General features: G+C 55.9%; 13 protein-coding genes and 6 pseudogenes. 13 read left to right on the top strand and 6 right to left on the bottom strand.

Going from position 1 to position 22,128, the window contains the following annotated elements:
- Positions 1-94: 94 nt before the first annotated feature.
- The 8 genes and pseudogenes from FDY98_RS29830 to FDY98_RS23330 all read left to right on the top strand — a co-directional run bounded on the left by FDY98_RS29830 (position 95) and on the right by FDY98_RS23330 (position 9,097).
- Positions 95-946, top strand: a complete 852-nt coding sequence (locus FDY98_RS29830; protein ID WP_442907984.1) for a transglutaminase family protein — start codon at positions 95-97, stop codon at positions 944-946.
- Positions 947-948: 2 nt separating this feature from the next.
- A complete protein-coding gene (locus tag FDY98_RS29835) occupies positions 949-1,152 on the top strand; it encodes a transglutaminase family protein (RefSeq protein WP_442907986.1) in 204 nt (67 codons plus the stop codon).
- Positions 1,109-2,001 (top strand): annotated as a pseudogene (locus FDY98_RS29840) (transglutaminase family protein). Before FDY98_RS29835 ends, FDY98_RS29840 begins: the two are co-directional and overlap by 44 nt.
- Entirely contained in the window at positions 1,956-3,443 is a 1,488-nt protein-coding gene (locus FDY98_RS29845) for a transglutaminase family protein (RefSeq protein WP_442907987.1), read from the top strand. Before FDY98_RS29840 ends, FDY98_RS29845 begins: the two are co-directional and overlap by 46 nt.
- Positions 3,444-3,506: 63 nt before the next feature.
- Positions 3,507-5,933: a circularly permuted type 2 ATP-grasp protein gene (locus tag FDY98_RS23315; protein WP_027960032.1), complete on the top strand. Its 2,427-nt coding sequence runs from the start codon at positions 3,507-3,509 to the stop codon at positions 5,931-5,933.
- A pseudogene (locus FDY98_RS23320) lies at positions 5,930-6,795 on the top strand (transglutaminase family protein). The gene FDY98_RS23315 and the pseudogene FDY98_RS23320 overlap by 4 nt, the downstream one beginning before the upstream one ends.
- 61 nt (positions 6,796-6,856) lie before the next feature.
- Complete coding sequence (locus FDY98_RS23325; protein ID WP_027960031.1) at positions 6,857-7,282, top strand: hypothetical protein; 426 nt, start codon at positions 6,857-6,859, stop codon at positions 7,280-7,282.
- A 92-nt stretch (positions 7,283-7,374) separates the two neighbouring features.
- Positions 7,375-9,097, top strand: a pseudogene (locus tag FDY98_RS23330) (potassium/proton antiporter).
- A gap of 45 nt (positions 9,098-9,142) precedes the next feature.
- Here the strand turns inward: FDY98_RS23330 and FDY98_RS23335 are convergent.
- Positions 9,143-9,856: a DUF3581 family protein gene (locus FDY98_RS23335; RefSeq protein ID WP_009288206.1), complete on the bottom strand. Its 714-nt coding sequence runs from the start codon at positions 9,854-9,856 to the stop codon at positions 9,143-9,145.
- A gap of 109 nt (positions 9,857-9,965) precedes the next feature.
- On the opposite strand from FDY98_RS23335, the pseudogene FDY98_RS23340 reads away from it, so the two are divergent.
- Positions 9,966-12,982: pseudogene (locus FDY98_RS23340) on the top strand (hypothetical protein).
- A 17-nt stretch (positions 12,983-12,999) separates the two neighbouring features.
- Here FDY98_RS23340 and FDY98_RS23345 read toward each other — a convergent pair.
- Positions 13,000-13,715, bottom strand: a pseudogene (locus tag FDY98_RS23345) (trimeric intracellular cation channel family protein).
- A 177-nt stretch (positions 13,716-13,892) separates the two neighbouring features.
- Between FDY98_RS23345 and FDY98_RS23350 the strand changes: the two are divergent.
- From FDY98_RS23350 to FDY98_RS28945, 4 genes are all read left to right on the top strand, one after another.
- On the top strand, positions 13,893-14,387 hold the full coding sequence (locus tag FDY98_RS23350) for an NfeD family protein (RefSeq protein WP_027960029.1): 495 nt from the start codon (positions 13,893-13,895) through the stop codon (positions 14,385-14,387).
- A 2-nt stretch (positions 14,388-14,389) separates the two neighbouring features.
- Positions 14,390-15,442, top strand: coding sequence for an SPFH domain-containing protein (locus FDY98_RS23355; protein WP_027960028.1), 1,053 nt, complete (start codon positions 14,390-14,392; stop codon positions 15,440-15,442).
- Positions 15,443-15,688: 246 nt separating this feature from the next.
- Positions 15,689-16,783 carry a hypothetical protein gene (locus tag FDY98_RS28940; protein WP_340146964.1) on the top strand — a complete coding sequence of 365 codons (1,095 nt, stop codon included), beginning with the start codon at positions 15,689-15,691 and terminating at the stop codon, positions 16,781-16,783.
- Positions 16,780-17,487, top strand: a complete 708-nt coding sequence (locus tag FDY98_RS28945) for a GGDEF domain-containing protein (protein ID WP_340146965.1) — start codon at positions 16,780-16,782, stop codon at positions 17,485-17,487. The genes FDY98_RS28940 and FDY98_RS28945 overlap by 4 nt, the downstream gene beginning before the upstream one ends.
- Before the next feature lie 20 nt (positions 17,488-17,507).
- Here FDY98_RS28945 and FDY98_RS23365 read toward each other — a convergent pair whose 3' ends face one another.
- The 4 genes and pseudogenes from FDY98_RS23365 to FDY98_RS23380 form a co-directional block, all read right to left on the bottom strand.
- Complete coding sequence (locus FDY98_RS23365; RefSeq protein ID WP_027960026.1) at positions 17,508-18,830, bottom strand: DUF2252 domain-containing protein; 1,323 nt, start codon at positions 18,828-18,830, stop codon at positions 17,508-17,510.
- Between the two features lie 74 nt (positions 18,831-18,904).
- A pseudogene (locus FDY98_RS23370) lies at positions 18,905-20,402 on the bottom strand (sodium:solute symporter family protein).
- Complete coding sequence (locus FDY98_RS23375; protein WP_027960159.1) at positions 20,395-20,622, bottom strand: hypothetical protein; 228 nt, start codon at positions 20,620-20,622, stop codon at positions 20,395-20,397. The pseudogene FDY98_RS23370 and the gene FDY98_RS23375 overlap by 8 nt, the downstream one beginning before the upstream one ends.
- Before the next feature lie 11 nt (positions 20,623-20,633).
- Positions 20,634-22,055, bottom strand: a complete 1,422-nt coding sequence (locus tag FDY98_RS23380) for an amidase (RefSeq protein WP_035538241.1) — start codon at positions 22,053-22,055, stop codon at positions 20,634-20,636.
- Between the last annotated feature and the right edge of the window lie 73 nt (positions 22,056-22,128).

A 22,128-nucleotide genomic window follows, 5' to 3' on the forward strand; every position in this document is an offset into this window, starting at 1 on the left:
AAAAAGTAAAAGTGGAACGATACTTGCGAAACGTTCGGTTATTCCTTAACCCAACCGACCAGCCGGTTAATAACGGTTCTTTTGAGGGTGGCTCATGACCATTCGCGTTGCCTTGTATCATCGTACGACTTACCACTTTGACCGCCCGGTGCGTCTTTCGCCCCATGTTATTCGACTGCGCCCAGCGCCCCACTGCCGTACTCATATCGAAGCGTACTCGCTCAAACTCTCCGGCGATGACCACTTTTTAAACTGGCAACAGGATCCGTTCGGCAACTTCAATGCTCGCGTGGTGTTCCCTGAACCGCGCCAAGAGTTAACCATTGCCGTCGAGCTAATCGTCCCGATGACGGTGATTAACCCGTTCGATTTCTTCTTGGACGACATTGCGCAAACGATTCCCTTTGCTTACCCAGAAGCGCTGCGCCAAGAACTAAGCCCCTATCTTGAAATAACCGAATCAGGGCCACGGCTGATGGAGTGGCTCAAAGCCGTTCCCCGTGAACCGACTACCACCGTCGATTTTCTGGTCGCGCTTAATCAACGTCTGCAGAATGACATCGGTTACCTAGTGCGCCTGGAGCCCGGTGTCCAGAGCTGCGAAGAGACGCTGACACTCGCCAGCGGCTCCTGCCGCGACAGTGCCTGGCTGCTGGTGCAAATTTTCCGCCATCTGGGCCTCGCCGCTCGTTTTGTGTCCGGCTATCTCATTCAGCTCAAGTCAGATGTTAAAGCGCTGGACGGCCCTAGCGGCAGCGAGGTGGACTTCACCGACCTGCACGCCTGGACCGAAGTCTTCCTGCCAGGCGCTGGCTGGGTAGGCCTTGACCCCACCTCAGGCCTGTTCGCTGGCGAAGGACACATTCCCCTCGCCGCCACTCCGACGACGGGTAGCGCTGCGGCCATCACGGGTTCTCGGATAAGTGCGAAGTCACCTTTGATGTGACCATGGAGGTCGAGCGCATCCATGAAGACCCAAGGGTCACCAAGCCCTATAGCGATGAACAGTGGCGGCGTATCTGCGCGTTGGGCGACCAAGTGGACGCTGAACTCTTGCAGCAGGACGTACGCCTTACTATGGGGGGCGAACCAACGTTTGTATCCGTCGATGATATGGAGAGCCCCTCAGTGGAATACCGAAGCGTTAGGTGAGCATAAGCGCGAACGCGCCGAGGCACTGCTAACCCGGCTGCAAGCCGCCTATGCGCCCGGCAGCGCTATTCAGCAACAGCAGGGCAAATGGTACCCCGGTGAACCGTTACCGCGCTGGGCGCTGGCCTGCTATTGGCGGAAAGATGGCGTGCCGCTATGGCGAGATCCAAAATGGCTAGCTTGTATGGAAGGCGCCCCCAAGGTAGCCGTGGATGACACCACTGCCCAACGCTTTACCAAAGCACTTAGCGAACGCCTGGGCGTGGCTGAGCGCTACTGGATTCCGGCGTATGAAGATGCCTACTACTACCTCTGGAAAGAGCAATCGCTGCCGGTCAATGTCGACCCACGCGAAGCCAATCTCAAAGATGACGCCGAACGCCACCGTTTAGCTCGTTTATTGGAGCAGGGGTTAGACGAAGTCGTTGGCTACGCCCTGCCGCTGCGCCACTCGATCAGTCAAGCTTACCGCTGGGAGAGTGGCCGCTGGCCACTCAAGCGCGACCACTTATTTCTGGTACCGGCGATTCGCCCATGGGCCTACGTTTACCGCTTTCAGCGCTGCCCTGGACTGCCCCAGAGGAGCAGCCGCAGCCTGAATCGCTGTTCGCTCCTCGGCCTGAGCTGGGTGATATTCACGGTGAAGTTGCCCGCCGTAACGCCGAACAGCTGCATATCAGTGATGCCGAACGCTTGGGGCGCTCAAGCCACCCTAGCCCATCACACCCCGAGGGCGAATCCGTTCAACAGCAGCCCGGGCAAACAGCGATAGGGAAAGTAACGTTATTCACACCAGCCTATGTGTGGAGCCACGGGATGGTCGCCTACATATTTTCCTGCCCCCGCTGACCGGCTTAGAGCACTACCTTGACCTACTTAGCACCGTTGAGGAGTGCGCCAAGGAACTCGCTTGCCCGGTCATGATAGAAGGCTACTCGCCCCCTCGGGATCCGCGTCTGGAAAATTTTATGATCACCCCCGACCCAGGCGTGATCGAAGTGAATATTATGCCTGCGGCCAGTTGGCAAACCCTGGTTGCACAAACCGAACGGCTGTATGCGGAAGCCCGTGAAACCCGCCTGGGCACTGAAAAGTTTATGCTCGATGGCCGCCACACCGGTACCGGCGGTGGCAACCATGTCACCCTGGGCGGGTTGACGCCTGACGATTCACCGTTTTTGCGTCGTCCGGATCTGCTCGCCAGTTTAGTCACCTACTGGCAGCACCACCCGAGTCTCTCTTACCTGTTTTCGGGTCTGTTTATTGGCCCCACCAGCCAGGCGCCGCGGGTGGATGAAGCTCGCCATGAAGCCCTCTATGAGCTGGAGATCGCCCTACAGCAAATGCCCGAAGGCGAAGTGGTGCAGCCCTGGCTGGTCGATCGCTTATTGCGCCACCTGCTCACCGACTTAACCGGCAATACTCACCGCGCCGAATTCTGTATCGACAAGCTCTACTCGCCGGATAGCGACAGCGGTCGCCTCGGCTTACTGGAACTACGCGGCTTTGAGATGCCACCCCATGCCCGCATGGGGCTGATGCAGATGCTGCTGATCCGCGCACTGGTAGCCCGCTGCTGGAAAACGCCCTACCGAGCCAAACCGGTGCGCTGGGGCAGCGCCTTGCAGGATCGCTGGATGCTTCCCCACTACCTCTGGAGCGACCTTGACGACGTGCTGGGTGACTTGCGCCACCACGGCTTCGATTTTGATCTAGAGTGGTTCGCCCCCTTCCTGGAGTTTCGCTTCCCGCTGCACGGACGCTTGCACACCCCCATGCTGGATATTGAGCTGCGCCAAGCCATCGAACCCTGGCATGTATTGGGCGAAGAGGCCTCAGCTGGCGGCACTGCCCGCTACGTGGATTCCTCAGTGGAGCGCCTGGAAGTCAAGGTGAGTGGCATGAGCGGTGACCGCTATGTGGTGACCTGCAACGGCCGCCGGGTGCCCCTTTCAGCTACCGGCAGAAACGGCGAAGCGGTGGCCGGGGTGCGTTACCGCGCTTGGCAGCCGCCCTCGGCGCTGCATCCGCAGATCCCCATTCACGCGCCGCTGGTGTTTGATGTGATCGACACCTGGAACCAGCGCTCAGTCGCGGGCTGTACTTACTACGTAGTGCACCCCACAGGGCGTAATTTCGATACCTTCCCGGTCAATGCGTTTGAAGCCGAAGCGCGAAGACTGGGGCGTTTTAGTGACAGCGGCCATAGTCATGGCCATCAGGTTCCCAAGCTGGAAACCCCCAGCCTGGAACTGCCGCAGACCCTCGACCTGCGCTGGACGCCTAGCTAATGCTTTTCTCTTAGCGACTAGTGCAGGATAATCCGCCTCCTACTGCTTAGGATTACAAGGATAATGACGGCCCCTGTCTCTCCCTCACTTCTCGCGCCCGTGGCTAACGGGCTCGTTGAGGATTACTTACACCAGCTAGGCAAGGGACAGCCCGGCACGTTCGACGCCATGCTCGATGGCCAGGGGCAGTTACGCCCTGGCTGGCAGAGCTTACTCGGCTCATTGGAGGGCCTGGGCCCGACGGGTCGTCACCAGCAGCATGACGAGATTCAGCGCCTACTGGCTGAAAACGGCGTAATTTTCAATATGCATGATGAAACCCAGGGGCGTTCGTGGCGGCTCGACCCACTACCTTGGGTGATTGATGAACCACAGTGGCAAGCATTAGAAGCAGGGCTAATCCAGCGCAGCCGTCTGCTTAGCGCTCTCTACGACGATATCTATGGGCCCAAAACGCTCTTTGAAGCGGGGCTACTCCCCACCCAAGAGCTGCTTGCCTCAGCGCATTTATTACTGCCCTGCCACCAGTCGCTACCCAATGACCGCGCGCCGATTATTTTCCACGGTGTGGATGTGATTCAGGATACTCAGGGCCAGTGGCGGGTGATGGCAGACCGCCTACAGGCGCCATCCGGTACTGGGCTTGCGCTCGAAAACCGTATACTGATGGCCCGCGCCCTGCCGGGTATGTATCGCAATGCGCCCTTAAAGCGGCTAGCGGGGTTTCTTGACCTACACCACCGCACGCTGATCGCCATGGCCTATCAGCATCGCGATAACCCCACGCTTATCTTATTAACGCCGGGGCCGGGGAGCCCACGCTATTTTGAGCACGCCTATTTAGCCAATTACCTCAATATTGCACTGGTAGAAGGCCAGGATTTAGTCGTACGCGATACCCAAGTATGGCTGCGCACCCTGGGCGGTCTACAGCCAGTCGATGTGATACTGCGCCACTGCGACGACGCTTACTGCGACCCGCTGGAACTGCGCGGCGATTCGCAGCTGGGCGTACCCGGGCTACTCCAGGCCATGCGCTCAGGCGGCGTGGCGCTATCTAACGCCTTGGGGGTAGGCATTTTGGAAGCCCCGGTGTTAGCGGACTACTTACCGATGCTGTGCGAGCATCTTCTGGGTGAGACCCTGCTGCTGCCCAACGTCAATGCCACGACGCAGCCAGCCACCGCGCCGGTTTTTGATAGCCACCTACAGCGCCTGGAGCCCACCACGCTCAACCTACGCTGCTTTGTAACACGCACCCCCAATGCCACTGCCAAAAGCAGCACTGCTGCTAAAAATAGTGCGGCTGGCGAGTACCAAGTAATGCCCGGTGGTTTAGCTTGGGTTGGCGAACCTGGCTTGCCATCACTAAGCAGCACCATCGTTAAAGATGTCTGGGTTACGGCAGCCTCTCCTCAGCCCCATGTCAGCCAGCTCCGCCAGGCCCGCGGCCCGGTGGTGGCCACCCGTGACGGCACCGACCTACCCAGCCGAGTAGCCGAAAGCCTGTTTTGGTTAGGCCGCTACGGCGAGCGCTTAGACACCCGCGCGCGACTGCTGCGTGAAGCGCTAATGAGGCTAATGGAGTACGACCAGGATGAGATCGCCGATCAGCTGCTCGATGAACTTCTGCTGGCACTGGATATCACCACGCTAAACGAAGAGGACCAACAGCGACTACAGGCACCTTTGATTGGTTTTGATCTAAAGCGCGCCGCGTTACTGGCGCAGTTTGATGACGTGGATCCCCAGGCCTTACAGCCACTGTTTGCCCAACTAATGCGCAACGCACGCAGCGTGCGTGACCACTTAGGCGATGACTCCTGGCGGGTGGTGCATCAACTGCGTCAGCGCATGGCTACCTTCAACCCCAGCTTGGGGGCAAGCGCGGCGCGGCGCGCTTGCGAAGGGCTGTCTGCTCAGCTAGCCGCCTTCTTCGGGCTGTGTAACGAAACCATGCCCCATCACTACGGCTGGCGGTTTATGGATATCGGCCGCTTCCTGGATCGCGTGCTGGGACTGCTCTCGCTGCTCAAGCTCACCCTCAATGCGCCGCACTCGCCGGGGCTGGCGTTGTGGGAAGTCGTGCTCGCCACCACCGATAACTTTACCGCCTATCGCCGCCGCTACCGCAGTGAGCTTCACCCTGCGGCGATTCTCGATCTACTGCTGTTCGATGAAACCAATCCTCGCTCGGTGGGCTATATGCTCAAGCGCATTGAACGACAGATGGATCGCCTGCCGGGCAGCTCATCGCCCTACCGTAACGCCGAACGGCGGCTATTAATTCAGGCCAATGCGGCACTGCACCTGGCCGACATTGATCGCTTAAGTCATCTAGCCGATACACCGGAGGCACAGGATGCCTTAGAGCAACTGCTGGATGCTTTAATTGCCCCCTTAAGCGCGCTTTCTGAAGCCATCAGTCAGAGTCATTTCAGCCACGTGGAGCGGCCACGCCAGTTAGTCAGCATGGAGCCTGATGCATGAACTACACGCTGCGCCATACCACCCGCTACCACTACAGCGCCCCCGTGACGCTGTGCCATAGTGAAGCTCGGGTGCTACCACGTAAAACGCCGCATCAGCACTGTGGTGCCTCGGAACTGCAGATCAGCCCCACGCCGCAGGTACAGATGGAGCGCCGCGATGTATTCGGCAATCGAGTGCTCTATTTCGCCATGGAGGAAGTTCATCAAACCTTGGATGTCACGGTGGTAACGCAGTTGAGTACACACCCACTTAGCAGCTACCCACCACCTCAACGACGTGGGAACAAGTCGCTCAGCAGCTTAGCCAGAACAACAGTTTTGACATTCAACTTTACCGCCTCGACTCACCGTTTATTCGCCGTAATGATGAGCTGGCCACCTTTGCCCACAGCTGCTTTACCCCAGGCAGGCCAATAGTCGAGGCGACTCTCGCGCTCAATGAACTGATTCATCAAACCTTCGAGTACGACCCCAGCTTTACCACACTTGCAACGCCGCTAAGCGAAGTACTCGCCAACCGGCGGGGTGTCTGCCAGGATTTTGCTCATCTCGCGATTGGTGCATTGCGTTCGGTAGGTCTTGCTGCGCGCTATGTCAGTGGCTATTTGGAAACCCAGCCCCCGCCCGGGCAGCCACGCCTGATCGGCGCAGATGCTTCCCATGCATGGTTGGCGACCTGGATTCCCGAATGGGGGTGGCTGGCCCTAGACCCCACCAATGGCACCGTGGCCAGTGAACAGCACCCTGTACTGGCCTGGGGGCGAGATTACGCCGACGTAGCCCCGCTAAAAGGCGTCATGAACGGGGGCGGCGAACACCGCCTGGAAGTCGAAGTGGATGTCATGCCACTGGTGGGCTGATGCAAACCAACTCCACCTAAGGTATAACAGCTACATAGTTGGCTTGTTCAAGGAAGACTCGATGCAGCAAGGGGGTGGGGATGGAAAAAACGTCGGGCATGCGCCTCTCTGGGCATCCCAGATCCTGCTTCTGGGCTGTTTTCTGGTCTTGCTATCGGGTGCCGTCGAACAGTTTTACAAGCCACATTTCACCGAGCTGCAACAGACCGATGAAAGCCTGAAAAGTCTTTCGAGTCACTACGCTTTCGCGCCACTCCCCACCAAGCTACGAATAAGAAACGATGCCACCAAGCGGCAGGTAGATAAAGAGCTTTTGAAGGCCATCGAATGGTCAGCCGACGATCCCCCTCCCGTTAGCTTTTTCGCCTCGCTGCATTCAGCTATCTCCCACCAGGCAATTCTTGGCCGTGTCGTTTCAAACGACACCAGCGGCTGTGCCCTCCTTCTTCCCCCCGGTCGGGCACCGCCTATCCTCGCAAAGAGCTAACTACGTAGTTGTTCAGTTATTCATTAGTGGCACCGCTTTAGAGACACGCTGCCATTCAAACTATCAGTACCTTTTAGAAGGGTTCTCCGTTTATGTTTCCCGTTGACAAGCTCATTTTACTTGCTGCGATTTTGATATTGGTGGGCATTGTATCGAGCAAATTATCTGCCCGCCTTGGCTTACCTGTCCTGGTTCTGTTCTTGGTCATTGGCATGCTGGCCGGTGAGAGTGGTATTGGAGGGATCGCCTTCGACAACCCAGCGGGGGCACATGCCCTAGGCACGCTGGCGCTGGCAATGATCCTCTTTGACGGCGGGCTTCAAACGCCTACCTCATCGATTCGAAAAGTCTGGAAACCCGCCTCCCTGCTCGCCACTTTCGGGGTGTTGATCACGGCTCTAATCACCGGCGTGGCAGCCGCCTACATTCTCGACTTACCGCTGCTGGAAGGCCTGCTGCTAGGGGCTATCGTGGGCTCCACAGATGCCGCAGCGGTATTTTCGCTGTTAAGAAACGCCGGCATACATATCAATAAAAAACTGAAATCCACGCTAGAGATCGAAAGCGCCTCAAACGACCCGATGGCTATTTTCCTTACCGTCGGGTTGCTGGAAGTGCTGGTCAATGGCATGAAACCAGGCATGGGGCTGCTTGAGCTTTTCGTCATGCAGATGGGCGTAGGGGGCCTGGTAGGGCTTGGCGTAGGATGGGCATCAGTCAAGATCATTAACCGCATCCATCTGGTGGCCTCGGGCCTTTACCCGGTAATGGTGGCCGCGTGTGGCTTCCTTTCCTTTGGTATCTCAGCCAACGCAGGGGGGAGCGGATTCCTGGCCATTTTCCTGACCGGGGTGTTCATTGGCAACCACCGTATCGCCTTTCAGCGCAGCACATTCCTGTTTCATGATGGGCTCGCCTGGCTAAGCCAGATCGTGATGTTCGTGGTATTGGGGCTGCTGATAAACCCGGTGTCTCTGCTGGATGTATGGCTGGAAGGGCTGGTGATTGCTGCGGTACTGATTTTGGTTGCCCGGCCAATCGCCGTGTTGCCGGTCATGAAACTGTTCGGCTTCAATGCCCGTGAAGCCAGTTTAGTGGCCTGGGTAGGCCTACGTGGTTCCGTCCCTATTATCCTGGCTATTTTTCCGCTGATGTTTGGGCTGGAGGGTGCAGAATTAATCTTCAATGTGGTGTTTTTCGTGGTGCTGATCTCGGCAACCATCCAGGGCACCACTCTGCCAGTGGTGGCCCGCAAGCTGGGATTGACTGAAAAACCGCCAGCGGTACCGGCGGCCAGCCTTGAGATTACCGCGCTGGAAGAGGTAGATGCCGATATTGTGGAGTACACCCTGAGCGACCATCCACGCGCAGCGGGTCGGCGGCTTTCACAAATGGCACTACCCGATACGACGGTCGTCGCGATGATTACCCGGGGTAAGGACGTAATTCCCCCGAGGCTCGACAGAGCTAATGGCTGGCGATCACCTGTTCGTGGTGCTGCGTCCCGAGACGAGGCCGTTTATCGACTGTGTCTTTTCAGATGCGGTGGGCGTGGTCAGTGAAGAGCTGCCCGATCAGGAGCTAAAGCTCAAGGGCAGTACAAGGATAGACGATTTACGCCACTCGTATGGCGTGTTGATCGAAGGAGAGGATGGCCAGACGACTCTCGACGCACTGCTGCGCAATACACTCTCCAGCCAACCGGAGATAGGCGACTCACTTCAGCTCGATGGCATCATGCTGGCGGTACTGGCGACACTCGGTGGCCGTATTACCACGGTTGGCTTGACGGTGCAGGACAAGCCTGACCAATAAGCGTCTTATCCATACTTAGCCTCGCAAGAGGCTAAGTACCAGTGTTCAAGTCGAGGCCGTCTCGTAAGCGGCCTTGAGACGATAGAACTCTTCTACAATAGCGGCCATTTCATCGGCGTCATAGTCACAAAGGCCGCTCACTACGAGCTTTTTGGAACCCACCCCTACGGCCTCCCCGGCGGACTCAATAGAGAACTCCAGCAGTGCATCGGCGCGTTTACCGTGCACCTCCAGCGAAGAGTGGTTCAGCGTCAAGCCCGGTGCAAAACCATCCAAGCGCTCGAGTGAAAACCCCATGCTATCGTAGATCACCAGTGGACGTTTGGGGTTAAACATGACCCCGTGCTCTTCCATCAGCGGTTTGAGATAGTGCGGAAAGTTTTTGCCTGAAAACGCGACATAGCAACGCGCAAAGGCTTCCACCACCGCAGGATCGTGGGTAATGTCACCACTACGCACCACCTGTAAGTAACATTTTCCGCTCTCATCACAGACGTGAAGTGCACCGTTGTCTGCTTCGCTAAACTTAAGCGGCGTATCAGCGCCCACCATGTTGGTGAAGCGAAATTCCATTTGCCGCGACAACCCAAACTTTGTGAGTATCAGTACAAACAGTAGATCACCGGGCACACAAAAACGGCGTGCATCCGGGTTATGAATGGGGTTGTAGTCACCCGCCACGCCTTTGGCGAAGCGACTGGCCTGCTCTGCGGAGATCACTACATACTCTCCGCGCTGCGCGTAAAAATCCTTGAACATGGCGTTTGTTGCCTGCCTAGCGTTGAAATCGAAAACCCGTCACTGCCCAACGCCGCGCATAATGCCATAAAACACGCCCCAACAGGAGTTATCTGCTAGGGAAGCCACTATGTCAGACGCGAACACTCGTAAAAATCGCCTACCTCGCCTGCTGCGAAGGGCGTTGGTTGGCCTACTGTTTATCCTCTTTACCTGGGTGGCGGGCAGCTATTGGCTGCTTAACAGCCAGTGGCTGCCCGAGCGCATTTCACAATTCGAGGGCATCGACATCCGCTGGGAGCAAGGCGTTAGCCGCCACCCAGGCCGCTGGGAAGTAGAGGGACTCTATCTCGCTCGTGAAGATGAAGCACTGCCCATCTCAATTGAAGCCGAACGCGCCACCCTTTCGCTCTCGCTAATGGCTCTATTACGCGGCGAACTGCATATCGACACACTCGATGCCGAGGGTATTCGCCGCCTGACCGTTGGTGACATCGCGCTTGAAGCTGACGGCCAGCTGCAGGTAACGGAGACCACGCTAAGTCGCGACACCCTAGCGATTCCTAACGTTTCCCTCGCCATTACCAATGGTCGTTTAGTTCGCTTGAGTGATCAAGAGACCTTAGTGCGTGATATTAACCTTAACGCTGATGCAACGCTCAATTCGATAACTCCTGTCGACGCTACCAGCGGCGAGCTGAACCCCAACCTACTAGCAGCGCTCTCAGCGCAGCTTCAGTTGGATGCCCAGGCGGATGCCTGGAATGTCTTTATGCCCTACCTAGGCACCCTGCCCTGGCTAACCATTGAAGGGCGCGGGGCGCTAACTGGAGCACTGGAGCTCACCGCAGGAGAATTACAGCCCGGCAGCAAGCTTATACTGAACGCGCCCCTGCTACGCTTAGCGATTGATGAGCAACGTTTACATGCGCCGACTGACTCGCCGCGCTGGATACTGGCGGATACCCCTCCGCCTCGTCACACGGCTACGGGCGAGGGCCAAGTGCGCTTGTCGGTTGAGAACGATCAACTGCATTTTTCAACGCAGCTGGCCGATGTTGAGCTAGCCGACACGCACCCTTACGCAGAGCATACCGAGCTACGCCTTGCGACCCAAATTCCTAATCAGCGACTGGATCAACTCGACCTTCCCACCTCAGCGACACTCGCCTTGCAAGGCGATATCACCCGCCTGGATATGCTGGATCGATATCTTTCGCCCGGTATAGGAGAACGGGGTTCTGAAGGAGAGAGTTCTGAAGGACAGGATTCTGAACGTGAAAACTCTGAACTGGAAGGCATCAGTCTTTCCGGCCATGGGCAAATTGAGGCCTCTGCCAGCATTCGCCAATCGCGCCTTTTTGATGCCCAACTAAGTATTCAAGCAACTGAGTTGATGGCAGATACGCGTGGCTTCATTGCCCGAGGTGGCGGCTCATTAGATGCCCAGCTAACGCCACAAGAAATTATCGAAGCAACGCTTTACTTTGCCAACGCCACGCTGCACCACCAGGAGCGTCTGCTGCTTGACGATGCCGCTATCAACGTCTCGGCATCGAGCCCAACTGATCCAGAAAAGGCCCGCGAAGAAGCATCCGTGACATTGAGCTGGCAATCCGCGCAACTGCCTAATATCAGCGTTTTACAAACCTACTTAGGCGCCATTTTACCTGACCCCGCGCCACTGCAGTTGCTTAGCGGGAAAGCCGCCAGCCACGGCCAGCTCACCATGGCGTCAAAACAGCTCAGCGGAGAGGTACATTTAGCCGGAAACGGGCTTACCACACGCTGGCAACATGGCGAACAAGTCGGCACGTTAACCAGTGATATGCAGCTTTTCCTGCCTATTCAGCAGGCAGCAATGGATGGCTCAACGCTGAACATCAGCGGCACCCGGTTGAGCTGGCAAGTGGCCGATATCGACCAACCGAGCGAACGCTTAGAGAGCATATTGGTGCTAAATGATGGTCGCTTTCAACGCAGAGGTGACGTACCAAGCGGGCAATTTTCACTCGAGGGAAGCGTGCAACGGCTAGGCTTTTTAAATGCGTTTTTGCCTGACGCCCACGGTTTAGCCATCGCGGGTGAAGGACAACTCTTTTCTCAGGGCGCCTTTCGCGATAACCGCTTGCTGGCACCCACTCGGCTGCGGGTCAACGCCGACCAGTTAGAAGTCACGTTTTTAGATTATCTCGCCACCGGACGGGGCGAGCTCACCGCCCAGTTGGATAGCACCGAGCGGGCCCAGCTCTCGCTTGGCATCCCCCGCTTTGCCTTGAGTCGCCAAGGAGATGATAGCCCGCACCTGGAAGGACGCCACTTTGCTCTCACCACGCAAACCGAGCGCTTTAGCGATGTGCTTGAATCTCCACAGCCCGAGCACTTCACCACGCGCATCGCGCTGCCGATTACCGAGGTGCCCGACTTCACCCGTTACAACCGCTACCTGCCCGAAGGCGCGGTGTTAGGTTGCTGGATGGGCAAGCCAGCCTGGAAAGCGAGTGGCTGTTGGAAGGATTAAATGCACAGGGCGAACTAACTCTGCGCGCCTTCGGCGCAGAGTTAGTGCTGTTGGATCAGCAGCTTCGCGGCGACGTTCATCTCGACTTACACCTAACCGACGGCGACCTGGAAACGCGTCGTTTTAACGCAGATGACTCATTCTTACGCTTGGAGAACGTTAGCCGACAAAGTGAAAATGGCTCTGCCGATGCCGGTTGGTGGGTAACGCTTTCCATGTTGGATGCGCAATTGGCGTGGGAAGACCCTATTCGTCTCGTCAGCCAGCTCCGCCTTGAGATGCGCGATACCGGTTTACTCGCCCGGCTATTTCTCGCACGCGCAAGGGATAGCGACTGGTTAGGGCGACTGCTAAATGTGCACGATATCGAGGGCACGGCGCAGCTAGAGATCAGCGGCAAGCAGATCAGCCTTAGCGACTTGACGCTCGCTGGTGGCCCGCTGCTGCTGCTTTCCGATGTCGCTCTGGCAGACCGCAGCGCAAACGGCGCGCTCTATGCCCACCTTGGCGTGATTGGATTAGGGGTTGAACTTGAGGACAGCGAACCAACCTTGCACGTTATTCAACCCCGCCGCTGGTTTGACCGCTGGCGTGAGATGAACCGTTCCCTAAGCCCTAATAATTAGCCTCTAATGATTAGGGCTTAGCGTTTTTTGCGCTCACGGCGAATCATCCTCACCCGCTCTTTAGCCTTTTGCGGTGTAGAGAGCGGTGCTGCCGCCTCATCATGGGTTTTCGGTGGCACCGTGACCCAGGCAAACACCGGCAGCGCCAAGTGCCAATGGATCGCCGCCAAACGCAGCCCGAGGGTGACGCTTAGTGAGGCGCCAATCGCCATGGTTAGCGGCGCCTCCAGGGCATGCAGCGCCACGTAAATGATTCCCCCAGCCATCGCTGCCGTCGCATAAATTTCTTCGCGAAGCACCATGGGCACTCGCTGGGCCAATACATCACGTATCATGCCGCCTGCTACGCCGGTCATCATGCCCTCAAGACAGCTACCGTTCCAGACGTGCCCAGCAGCAGTGCTTTATGAGTCCCAATCACAGTAAACAGTGCCAAGCCAAACGCATCAGCGATCGGTAAAAAGCCCCGCGACAGCCGGTGTATATAGTGAAAGCCCATCAACGACACACCCACGGTGGCTAAAATCACCCACAGGTAGGTTGGATCCGTCACCCAGAACACCGGCCTTACACCGAGCACTAAATCACGCAGCGTGCCTCCACCAATGCCGGTCACCGCTGCCAGCACCAGCATACCTATAGGATCCATGCGCGACCGGCACGCCAAAATCACGCCCGAAAGCGCAAACACGATGACACCCGCCATATCCAGCCAATAGACCACGCCCGACAACACGCCCTTCTCCTTTTTTATGCTCGCTATCTTTAAAGGCAGGCAGGATAGCACCCTTCAGAGGATATGCTCGCACCCAAGAACACGCTTGCGACCTAAGCAAGATAAGTTCACATAATTAGGTTACGCTGACCGAATTGTCATTAACACTTGCATTCACGACGGAGTAACACTGCTATGGACTGGAGCCCGGCTTATAGCTGGTTGGTACTCGCCTTACTATTAAGTTTGGCAGAGCTGACTTCTGGCGCGATGGTGCTGCTAGCGCTGGGTATTGCCGCTGCGCTAACAGCGGCCGTTACAGCGCTAGGATTAACGCTTCCTTGGCAACTGCTTGGCATGGCTATTTTTACCGGGGTACTGCTGCCAATATGCATTATGGTCATTCGCCCGCGCTTCTCCCCCCGCGGCGTTGCTTATGGCACAACAGGCACAGGTGTGGAAAAAGGTAATCGCTACACTACTCTACGCCGGGATTTTGATGATGCCACGGGCATTAAAGTCAACGGCGATTTCTACCGCCTGCGCGTACTTGAAAGCGGTGAAACCGAGCTACCCAGCGGTACGCTGGTCATATTTAAACGATTTGAAGGCACCACTGCGCTAGTCGCATTACATCAGCCTGAAGACACAGCCTTTCAAGATGACAATTCCCAACGCAAGGAGCCTTAACCATGGATCTACCTATAAGCCCCGGCTTATTAATAAGCCTCATTATTGTCGTGATCGCAGTACTGATCATCTCTAAAGGCCTAATTATTATTCGCCAATCGGAAGTAATGGTGGTTGAGCGCCTAGGTTCTTTTCACCGCGTTTTAGAAAGCGGCATTAACATTATCATTCCATTTATCGAACAACCCCGCGCGATCACCATGCTGCGCTATCGCAAAATGGGTGAGGACTATACCGCTATCACCACCGACGAAACCCGCATTGACCGCCGCGAAACGGTGATGGATTTCCCCGGTCAACCGGTCGTCACCACCGATAACGTCACCGTGCGTATCAACGGCGCGCTCTACTACCAAATCATCGACCCCAAGCGGGCCGTCTATGAGGTAGAGAATATGAGCCAGGCCGTCGAAGTACTGGCCAAAACCACGCTACGTTCAGTGGTCGGTAAAATGGAACTGGATAAACTGTTTGAATCCCGTGCGGAAGTGAATAATGAGATTCAGGCCGCGATGGAAGAGCCTGCGTCTAAATGGGGGGTCAAAATCTCCCGCGTCGAAGTGCAGGACATCGCAATGCCGGAAGAGGTGGAAACCGCAATGCGCCTGCAAATGGCCGCCGAACGTAAGCGCCGTGCCACCGTCACCGAGGCCGAGGGGGAGAAATCAGCGGCAATTGCAATGGCCCAGGGGCAACGTGAATCCTCGATCCTCAACGCTCAAGGTGACAAAGAGTCGGCCATTCTACGTGCCCAGGGTGAGCAGGAGTCAATTAAACTGGTGCTTAGTGCCATTGGCGATAGTGAAGAGAATAAGCGCACCGTAGTGGGCTATCTGCTGGGCCAGAGCTATATCAAGGTACTACCCAATATGGCGAAGAATGGTGAGCGAGTATTCGTACCCTACGAGTCCTCTGCTCTGCTTGGCTCAATGGGCATGTTCCGCGAAATGGCCGGCTCACCAGAAGATACTGTCACAAACCACCTTAAAAGCCGTAATCACAGTGACAGTGATTTTCGCAGTGGGCTGGTAGGCGGAGCCGCTAGCGGTAACTAAAAGCGTACTTGAGTATTTATATGCTTTGCAAAGCCTGGCCCGAGTAGCCAGGCTTTTGGGTTAAGTACAAGAAGCTAACCGCTAGCAACCGTTGAAGAAAACATCACCTGCGTAAGGTTCATATTCGTTAAACTCTACGCTTAATGCTCAGCCTCACTTTTATTGTGCACGTAGCGTCGTTAATGATGGCCCCTATGTAGCACTTATTAATAGCAAGATCGCGACCAAGAGATTAGGACGTTCACCATGCCGCCTAGTGGGTTCGCCATTCGCCGAAGCACTCTACTGCTCTTAACGCTTGCGTTACTGTTGGCATATTCAAGCTACCTACTAGCTGATACCTCTCCCAAACCGCTCCATAATTGGGAGTATCGCTGGGGCGACTCTCCTTACGATGCCGATAGCCATCCTCAATGGCTGCAAAGCGACTCAACAGAGTGGCAGTCGATTGACTCCCCTTCGAACCCACCTGGCCGCAACGGGCACGAACACCTCTGGTTACGTACGACAGTGCCCGCCGGTGATTGGAACGATCCAGTACTTTTTATCACCAGTATCAATTTGATTGGGCAAGTTTATCTAGACGATGAACTGATCTATCAATATGGTGAATTTGACGAACAGGGAAAAGGCGATTTTGCGGGCTGGCCCTGGCACATGATAGACCTACCAGAAAATGCCGCCGGTCAGACGCTTACCTTTCGCTTTTACTCTTACTACACCAGTATTGGCTTATGGGGCCAAGTCCAGGTAATGGAACGCATTGAGGTTTTAAAGCAAATTATCCATGAATCTGCTCAGGATCTCGGTGTGAGTGCTTTGGTATTGGTGCTCGCTATCCTGGCCACCATTTTCGCGTTAATAGGTCCCGAACGCCGTGGTTTTGGGTCTATTGCGTTGTTTGCTTATGCTTCAGGGCTAATGCTGCTTGCGGAGACCCCAGCCCGTCAACTCATTGCCGATGAGCCATTGACCTGGGACACACTCCGAGCAGCCAGTTACTACACCCTGCCGGTGGCACTGGGGTTGTTACTCAGCTATTGGTTGGAGGGCACAGCTAAGCGCTGGATAACTCTCCTTTGGGTTATTCACTTGGTGTATCTGGTGCTGGCGATTGGTTTGGTTCAATTGGGCGTGTTGAGCCTTTCATTAACCTTCCCCATCTTTGATGTCATGCTGGCCTTAACGCTCCCCATAATGCTGGCACTTGCGCTCATGCGCTTTCAAAAGCTCACCCTTGAACAACGGCTTCTGGTAGTGAGTTTTACTTTTTTGCCCCGCTGCTACTCGCCGATATGGTGGTCGCCCACGGCTTTGTGGGCTGGCGCAGTGTGCCCTTGAGCTACGGCACACTGGCTTTTTCTTTAGCGAACGCGGCTATTTTTCTGTGGCACTATCGGCATACACAGCAACAACTTGCCATGGCCAATGAGACTCTAGAGCAGCAGGTGGCGGCGCGAACCGCCGACCTCGACCGGTTAGTTCAAGAACTGGAAGGGCTCTCACGCAAAGACCCATTAACAGGCTTGCACAACCGTCGCCATTTCGACACGGCATTCGAGCACCATTGCCAGCGAGCTAAGCAGCATGACAGTCAACTCTCCGTGCTAATGCTGGATGTGGATCACTTCAAACAGATTAACGATGATTTTGGTCATGACGCAGGAGATGCCGTGCTGGTCGAAATCGCCCTGTTATTGCGGCACCACTTAAGAGATTTGGATGTGATCTGTCGCTTTGGGGGCGAAGAATTTGTTGCCTTGCTACCTGCTACCTCCCGAATCGCTGCCGAGACGCGCGCAAAGGCGCTGTTAACATCCATTGCTCATCAGGCATTTATTCATCAAGGCTCTTCTCTGCGGAAAATCACGCTTTCCTGCGGTGTCGCAACATATCCTGATCACACTCAAGACCCTAAGAAATTGCTGCGCCTTGCCGATGAAGCGCTTTATCAAGCCAAGCACAGCGGCCGTAACCGCTGTGTAGTATGGGAAGAGACACTTGAAGAGCAGGGATTTATGCTCGGTAGGCAACAGCCGCAATAACCACTCATGGTATTGGTTAATTAAGCAGCCCCCGACGCCAGGAAGTGATCAATAAACACAGCGTAATCCTGCTCTGTGCAGTCGGCGTAAGCCACCGCCAGTGTTGTAACCACCTCAATAAACAGGTCTTCACGCCCTTTTAATCGTTGGCAAACGGCTTTGGCAAAGCGTGTTGAGTCACCCTGGTTAAGCGCCTGGGCACCGCGCAGGTGTTCACGGGCGAGAATTTCTCCCCACTGCTTTGCCAGTTTTCGATATGACTTACCGCCAGAAAGCTTATGGGTCGGAAAGTCTTTCTTGAACGGCGAGCGCTCACGCACCGAAAACACCTTTCCGTTCATGGTTAGCCAGCCGAGATAGGCATCTGGGTGCTCAGCAATGGCGTGGAAGGCAGCTGCATGACGGATGGCTTCGTTAGGAAACAGCTTACGCCACGCCTGCTGCTGTTTTTTATCCATTAATCGAAATGCTTCTGGAGGTACCTGCTCTTTAACATCCAGGATGATGTCATCGTGCTCGTGCTCGACACCGCCTTCAATCAAGACGTAATAGCGTTCGACACCCAACGAACCGGTGCCTGCATCCAAACGCCGTGCCGTATCTTTGACGCGAAAATGGTGGGGATCACTCTCTTTAATAGCGTGTTGTAGCGTTTGCTGATACTCCTGCTCAATTAAGCGGCGTAGTTGGCTGGCCACATCCGCAGGCAGGTTAGCGAGCTTGCCAGGCCGTTCGGCGAACTGGCGGCCTTTCTGCCCATCTAGGGTCGTCCACTTTTCGAGCATCCGCGCACGGCTCTGCTTATCGGCGACTTTACTCATAAAGGGCTTAAGCAGTCCCTTTGCACTATCAAGGGTCACGGCCTGCACGGGCTGACTATCAACGTGATCGACCAGCGTTTGGTAATAGCCCTCTATTAACTTTTTAAGCGCTTTATCAATCGCTTTTGGATCCAGCTCAGCATTTTCACGAGCATCTAATACGACGCTGATAGCCAGCCGCCACAGGTCATATTGGTAGTCGCCAATCAGCGCATCATCGAAGTCATCCATGCCGTAGCGCACTTGGTCATCGTGGTGACCATAAGCGCCAAAGTTATAGACGTGGGCGTCGCCCTGCAACCAGGTTTGGGTCTCCGGCCAGCCACCAAACAGGGAAAAACGCCAATCGTGCCATACATCATTCCAGTACAAATGATTACTGCCGCGATAAAAGCGGTAGGGCGACGCAGCCATTTTGGCGTACTTGGCTTGGCGGATGGCCGTTGGTAAGGCGTTATTCGCCTGGTGGGTGGCCTCAATCACCTGCTGAGGGCGGTTATGTCCAGTCAATGCATGACTCATCGAATTACCTTTGTTATGCAAAAAACACTTTAGTACAAAGGTAGTCGATAACCATGAATAGATTAAGTCAGCACTCACACCGCAGCTCGACGTCCCCGTTGGGTAAAACCTCGTGGAGCGGCAATACGAAAGAAGCGCTCCACCACCTCAGCGTGGGTAGCAGGCGTCATCAAAGAGACGGCGACAAATACCGGCAGATTGAGCATCAGCCCCCAGAAGCCCGCGTGAATACCCATTGGGTGTGGCCAAAAGGTAGTAAACGCCACGGTAATCAGAAAGCCCACCACGATCCCCGCCATTACGCCCAAGCGAGAAGCCCGCGGCCAGAAGAACATGCCGATAAAGGCAGGCAGCACCTGGGAGGCAAACCCGAGCCCCACTAACAGAATCATTACCAAACTGCCGGGCTCGGCAATTGCGAGCGGCGCGACCACGAAGAACATAATGGGCAGGATCAGCAGCCGTGCAAGTTTTCCGGTAACGCCATCCGAGAGTTTTAGCACCGGCTGTAGTACATCCTTGCTGAGTGACAACGATACCGAATGAATAAACGGCTCGCTGGAAGACATTGAGGCTGCCAAAGTACCCGCGCCAAGTAATCCAACCAATACTACCGGCAAGTGCTGCATGGCGTACTCAAGTACCACGGTATCGGCCCGGGCCAATTCAGGTAGCGAAAAAATGCCAATAAAGCCGACAACGACCATAGGCAGAATAACCACGTAATACGTGGGTAGCCACGTCGCGCTGCGGCGAATAGTTCGTGCCGAGGAGGCGCTCATCCACTGCGTCCACACCGGCGGCATAAACGAGAACATGGAAACGATGATCGAGGTTGTCCAGAAACTAAAGCTCATATCGCCGCCTGCGCCGGGCAGAGTGAGAAACTCGCTATGCTCGGCTTGGATACGCTCGAACACGCCCGCAAAGCTCAACCCGCCGGTGGCGCTATGAACGGCCCAGAGGCCAACGGCCCAAGCCACAATCAGCATCAACACGCCTTGAAAGGCATTGGTGCGACCAATCGCCCGCTGACCACTGGCTGGCATAGAGGTAAACGGCAATGCAGGCCAGTACCAGCACGACCCCCAACCAAATCGGAATCAAACCGCCGCTCATCACAAACAGAATATAAGCCGAACCTATGGTCTGCAGCACCGCATAAGCAATAGAGCCGATCGCCATAACAAGCGCCGCCAGTGCGCCTAGCGCGGGGCTCTGGTAGCGGTCGGATATGGCACTTGCCTGGGTCACGTGACCAAACTGCTCGCCGAACTGCCACACTTTAGGGCCGAAATACCAAGCAACCAGCGCTAGATACGAAAGGTAAATCGCCACATAAAACACCGCCACCCCTCTGGAATAAGCCCACCCGGGCGCTCCCATAAAGGTGTAAGCACTCACACTACCGGCGGCAATCAGCAGGTAGAGCGTCACCGGCCCCATGCTGCGGCCCGCTACGCCCCACTCCTCCAAGCTATTCATGGAACGCCCTGCTCTGGCGCGTAGGCCAATCACCATGGCAATAGCGACATAGGTCAAGGTAATCAATAGTGGCCAAGGGCTATTCATGGTCGTCTCGCTCCACAATACGATTGCCGATCAGCATCACCACTACGCAGGCAAAAATCACCAGGTAGCTCCACACTACTAACAGAGGCAAGCCCATCACTAAGGTGGCTCTGTTTACCCAACCAATCACCGGCCACGTTCCCGCCAGCACCAGCACCACAAACGCAATTAACAGCCCCCAGCCCGCCCGGGAGGTAGGCAGTACTAATAAACGTTCCATGAGTGTTCCTCTTATTTAACTGCAGAGTTAATCACTGGCAGCATCGGCCAGCGCGTGGGCAACGCCAAACGCGTTTCTAGCAGCCTTGCCAGTTTCAGCACAAAGTGATCTCCAAAGCGCGGGCCAACCAACTGCACACCTATCGGCATATTGACGGAACTAGCGGAACGGCTAAACCCAGCATTAAGCGAGATCGCAGGCTGCTCGCCCATATTCCACGGCACGGTGTAAGCAATGTGCTCAAAGGGCCGACGCGGATCATTGGTAGGCGATGGCCACTCAGCTGGGAAGGCGATATTGGGTGTGGTGGGTGAAATCACCGCATCGACCTCATCAAATACGGCTTCGGTGGCGCGTCGCATCGCCATGGTTTGCTGAAAACCGTGCACTGCTTCTACGCCACTTAAGTGTGCACCACCATCGGCCCAGGCTAAAATGGCAGGCAACACTTGCTCACGCTCGTTAGCCGAAAGCTTTAACAGCTCGCCCCACTGACGGGCCTGCCAGAAGTGATCCAGTCCCTCTAACATTTCGCGGGTCAGCACTGGCGCCATCGGCACCAGCGTTGCCCCAGCGGCTTCCAACTGCTTTGCAGCCTGTTCCACGTGGTGGCGAATCTCATCATCCAAAGGTAACCCGCAGCCCGCCTCCATCATCACACCCACTCGCAAACCTTTAACGTCGAGTTCCAGATCCATCCAGTCAATCGTTTCCGGCGGCAGACGCATCGCATCGCGTCGATCTGTGCGGGCAAGCGCCGTCATCATCAGCGCGGCATCCGCTACGCTTCGGGTCATTGGCCCGGCACAGCGGCCTACATAATAAGGGTCTATCGGTACCCGGCCCAAAGTGGGCTTAAAGCCGACGACACCACACCACGCCGCAGGAAGGCGTATCGAGCCACCAATATCGGTGCCCACATGCAGTGGCCCAAGCCCAGCAGCGGCGGCAGCGCCCGCGCCCGCGCTTGAACCGCCGGTATTACAAGCTAAATCCCATGGATTGCGGGTCAAACCATGAAACGACGAGAGCCCGGATGAGAGCATGCCAAAGTCGGGGCAGGTAGTTTTCGCCAGCAGCAGAGCGTTATCTTCCGCTAATCGAGCAGCGGGGGGAGCGTCTTCGGTGGCAACAGGCTGCTCGCCAAGCCCGGTTCCCCCCGGCACTGGCATCCCTTTGGTGGCAATCAACTCTTTAAGGGTTATTGGCACGCCATCTAGCGCGCCGCTAGGTTGCCCCCTAGCCCAGCGCTGGGTGGAGGCTTCGGCTGCTTTAATGAACGCATCAGGCTGATAGGCATACAGCGCATTGATGTGCGGCTCCCAGGCGTCGATATGCTCAACCAGGGCGCTGGCTACTTCAGTTGGCGAGAACCTATAAGCTCGGTAGCCATCAATTAATTGAGTGGCGGTGAGTTGGTGTAGTGCAGGCATCACATTACCTTTTGCTGTTGTTATCAGGCTGACGTTATTAACAAGCTCAGCATGAACCCACACCGTGTCTTCT

Source organism: Halomonas sp. PA16-9 (genome assembly GCF_009728585.1).
Taxonomy (GTDB): domain Bacteria; phylum Pseudomonadota; class Gammaproteobacteria; order Pseudomonadales; family Halomonadaceae; genus Vreelandella; species Vreelandella titanicae.

Excerpts from the sequence above, each read along its gene's own strand:
- FDY98_RS29830 (WP_442907984.1), top strand. The coding sequence starts at position 95 with ATGACCATTCGCGTTGCCTTGTATCATCGTACGACTTACCACTTTGAC.
- FDY98_RS29835 (WP_442907986.1), top strand. The coding sequence starts at position 949 with ATGGAGGTCGAGCGCATCCATGAAGACCCAAGGGTCACCAAGCCCTAT.
- FDY98_RS23315 (WP_027960032.1), top strand. The coding sequence starts at position 3,507 with ATGACGGCCCCTGTCTCTCCCTCACTTCTCGCGCCCGTGGCTAACGGG.
- FDY98_RS23325 (WP_027960031.1), top strand. The coding sequence starts at position 6,857 with ATGCAGCAAGGGGGTGGGGATGGAAAAAACGTCGGGCATGCGCCTCTC.
- FDY98_RS23335 (WP_009288206.1), bottom strand. The coding sequence starts at position 9,856 with ATGTTCAAGGATTTTTACGCGCAGCGCGGAGAGTATGTAGTGATCTCC.
- FDY98_RS23350 (WP_027960029.1), top strand. The coding sequence starts at position 13,893 with ATGGACTGGAGCCCGGCTTATAGCTGGTTGGTACTCGCCTTACTATTA.
- FDY98_RS23355 (WP_027960028.1), top strand. The coding sequence starts at position 14,390 with ATGGATCTACCTATAAGCCCCGGCTTATTAATAAGCCTCATTATTGTC.
- FDY98_RS28940 (WP_340146964.1), top strand. The coding sequence starts at position 15,689 with ATGCCGCCTAGTGGGTTCGCCATTCGCCGAAGCACTCTACTGCTCTTA.
- FDY98_RS23365 (WP_027960026.1), bottom strand. The coding sequence starts at position 18,830 with ATGAGTCATGCATTGACTGGACATAACCGCCCTCAGCAGGTGATTGAG.
- FDY98_RS23375 (WP_027960159.1), bottom strand. The coding sequence starts at position 20,622 with ATGGAACGTTTATTAGTACTGCCTACCTCCCGGGCGGGCTGGGGGCTG.
- FDY98_RS23380 (WP_035538241.1), bottom strand. The coding sequence starts at position 22,055 with ATGCCTGCACTACACCAACTCACCGCCACTCAATTAATTGATGGCTAC.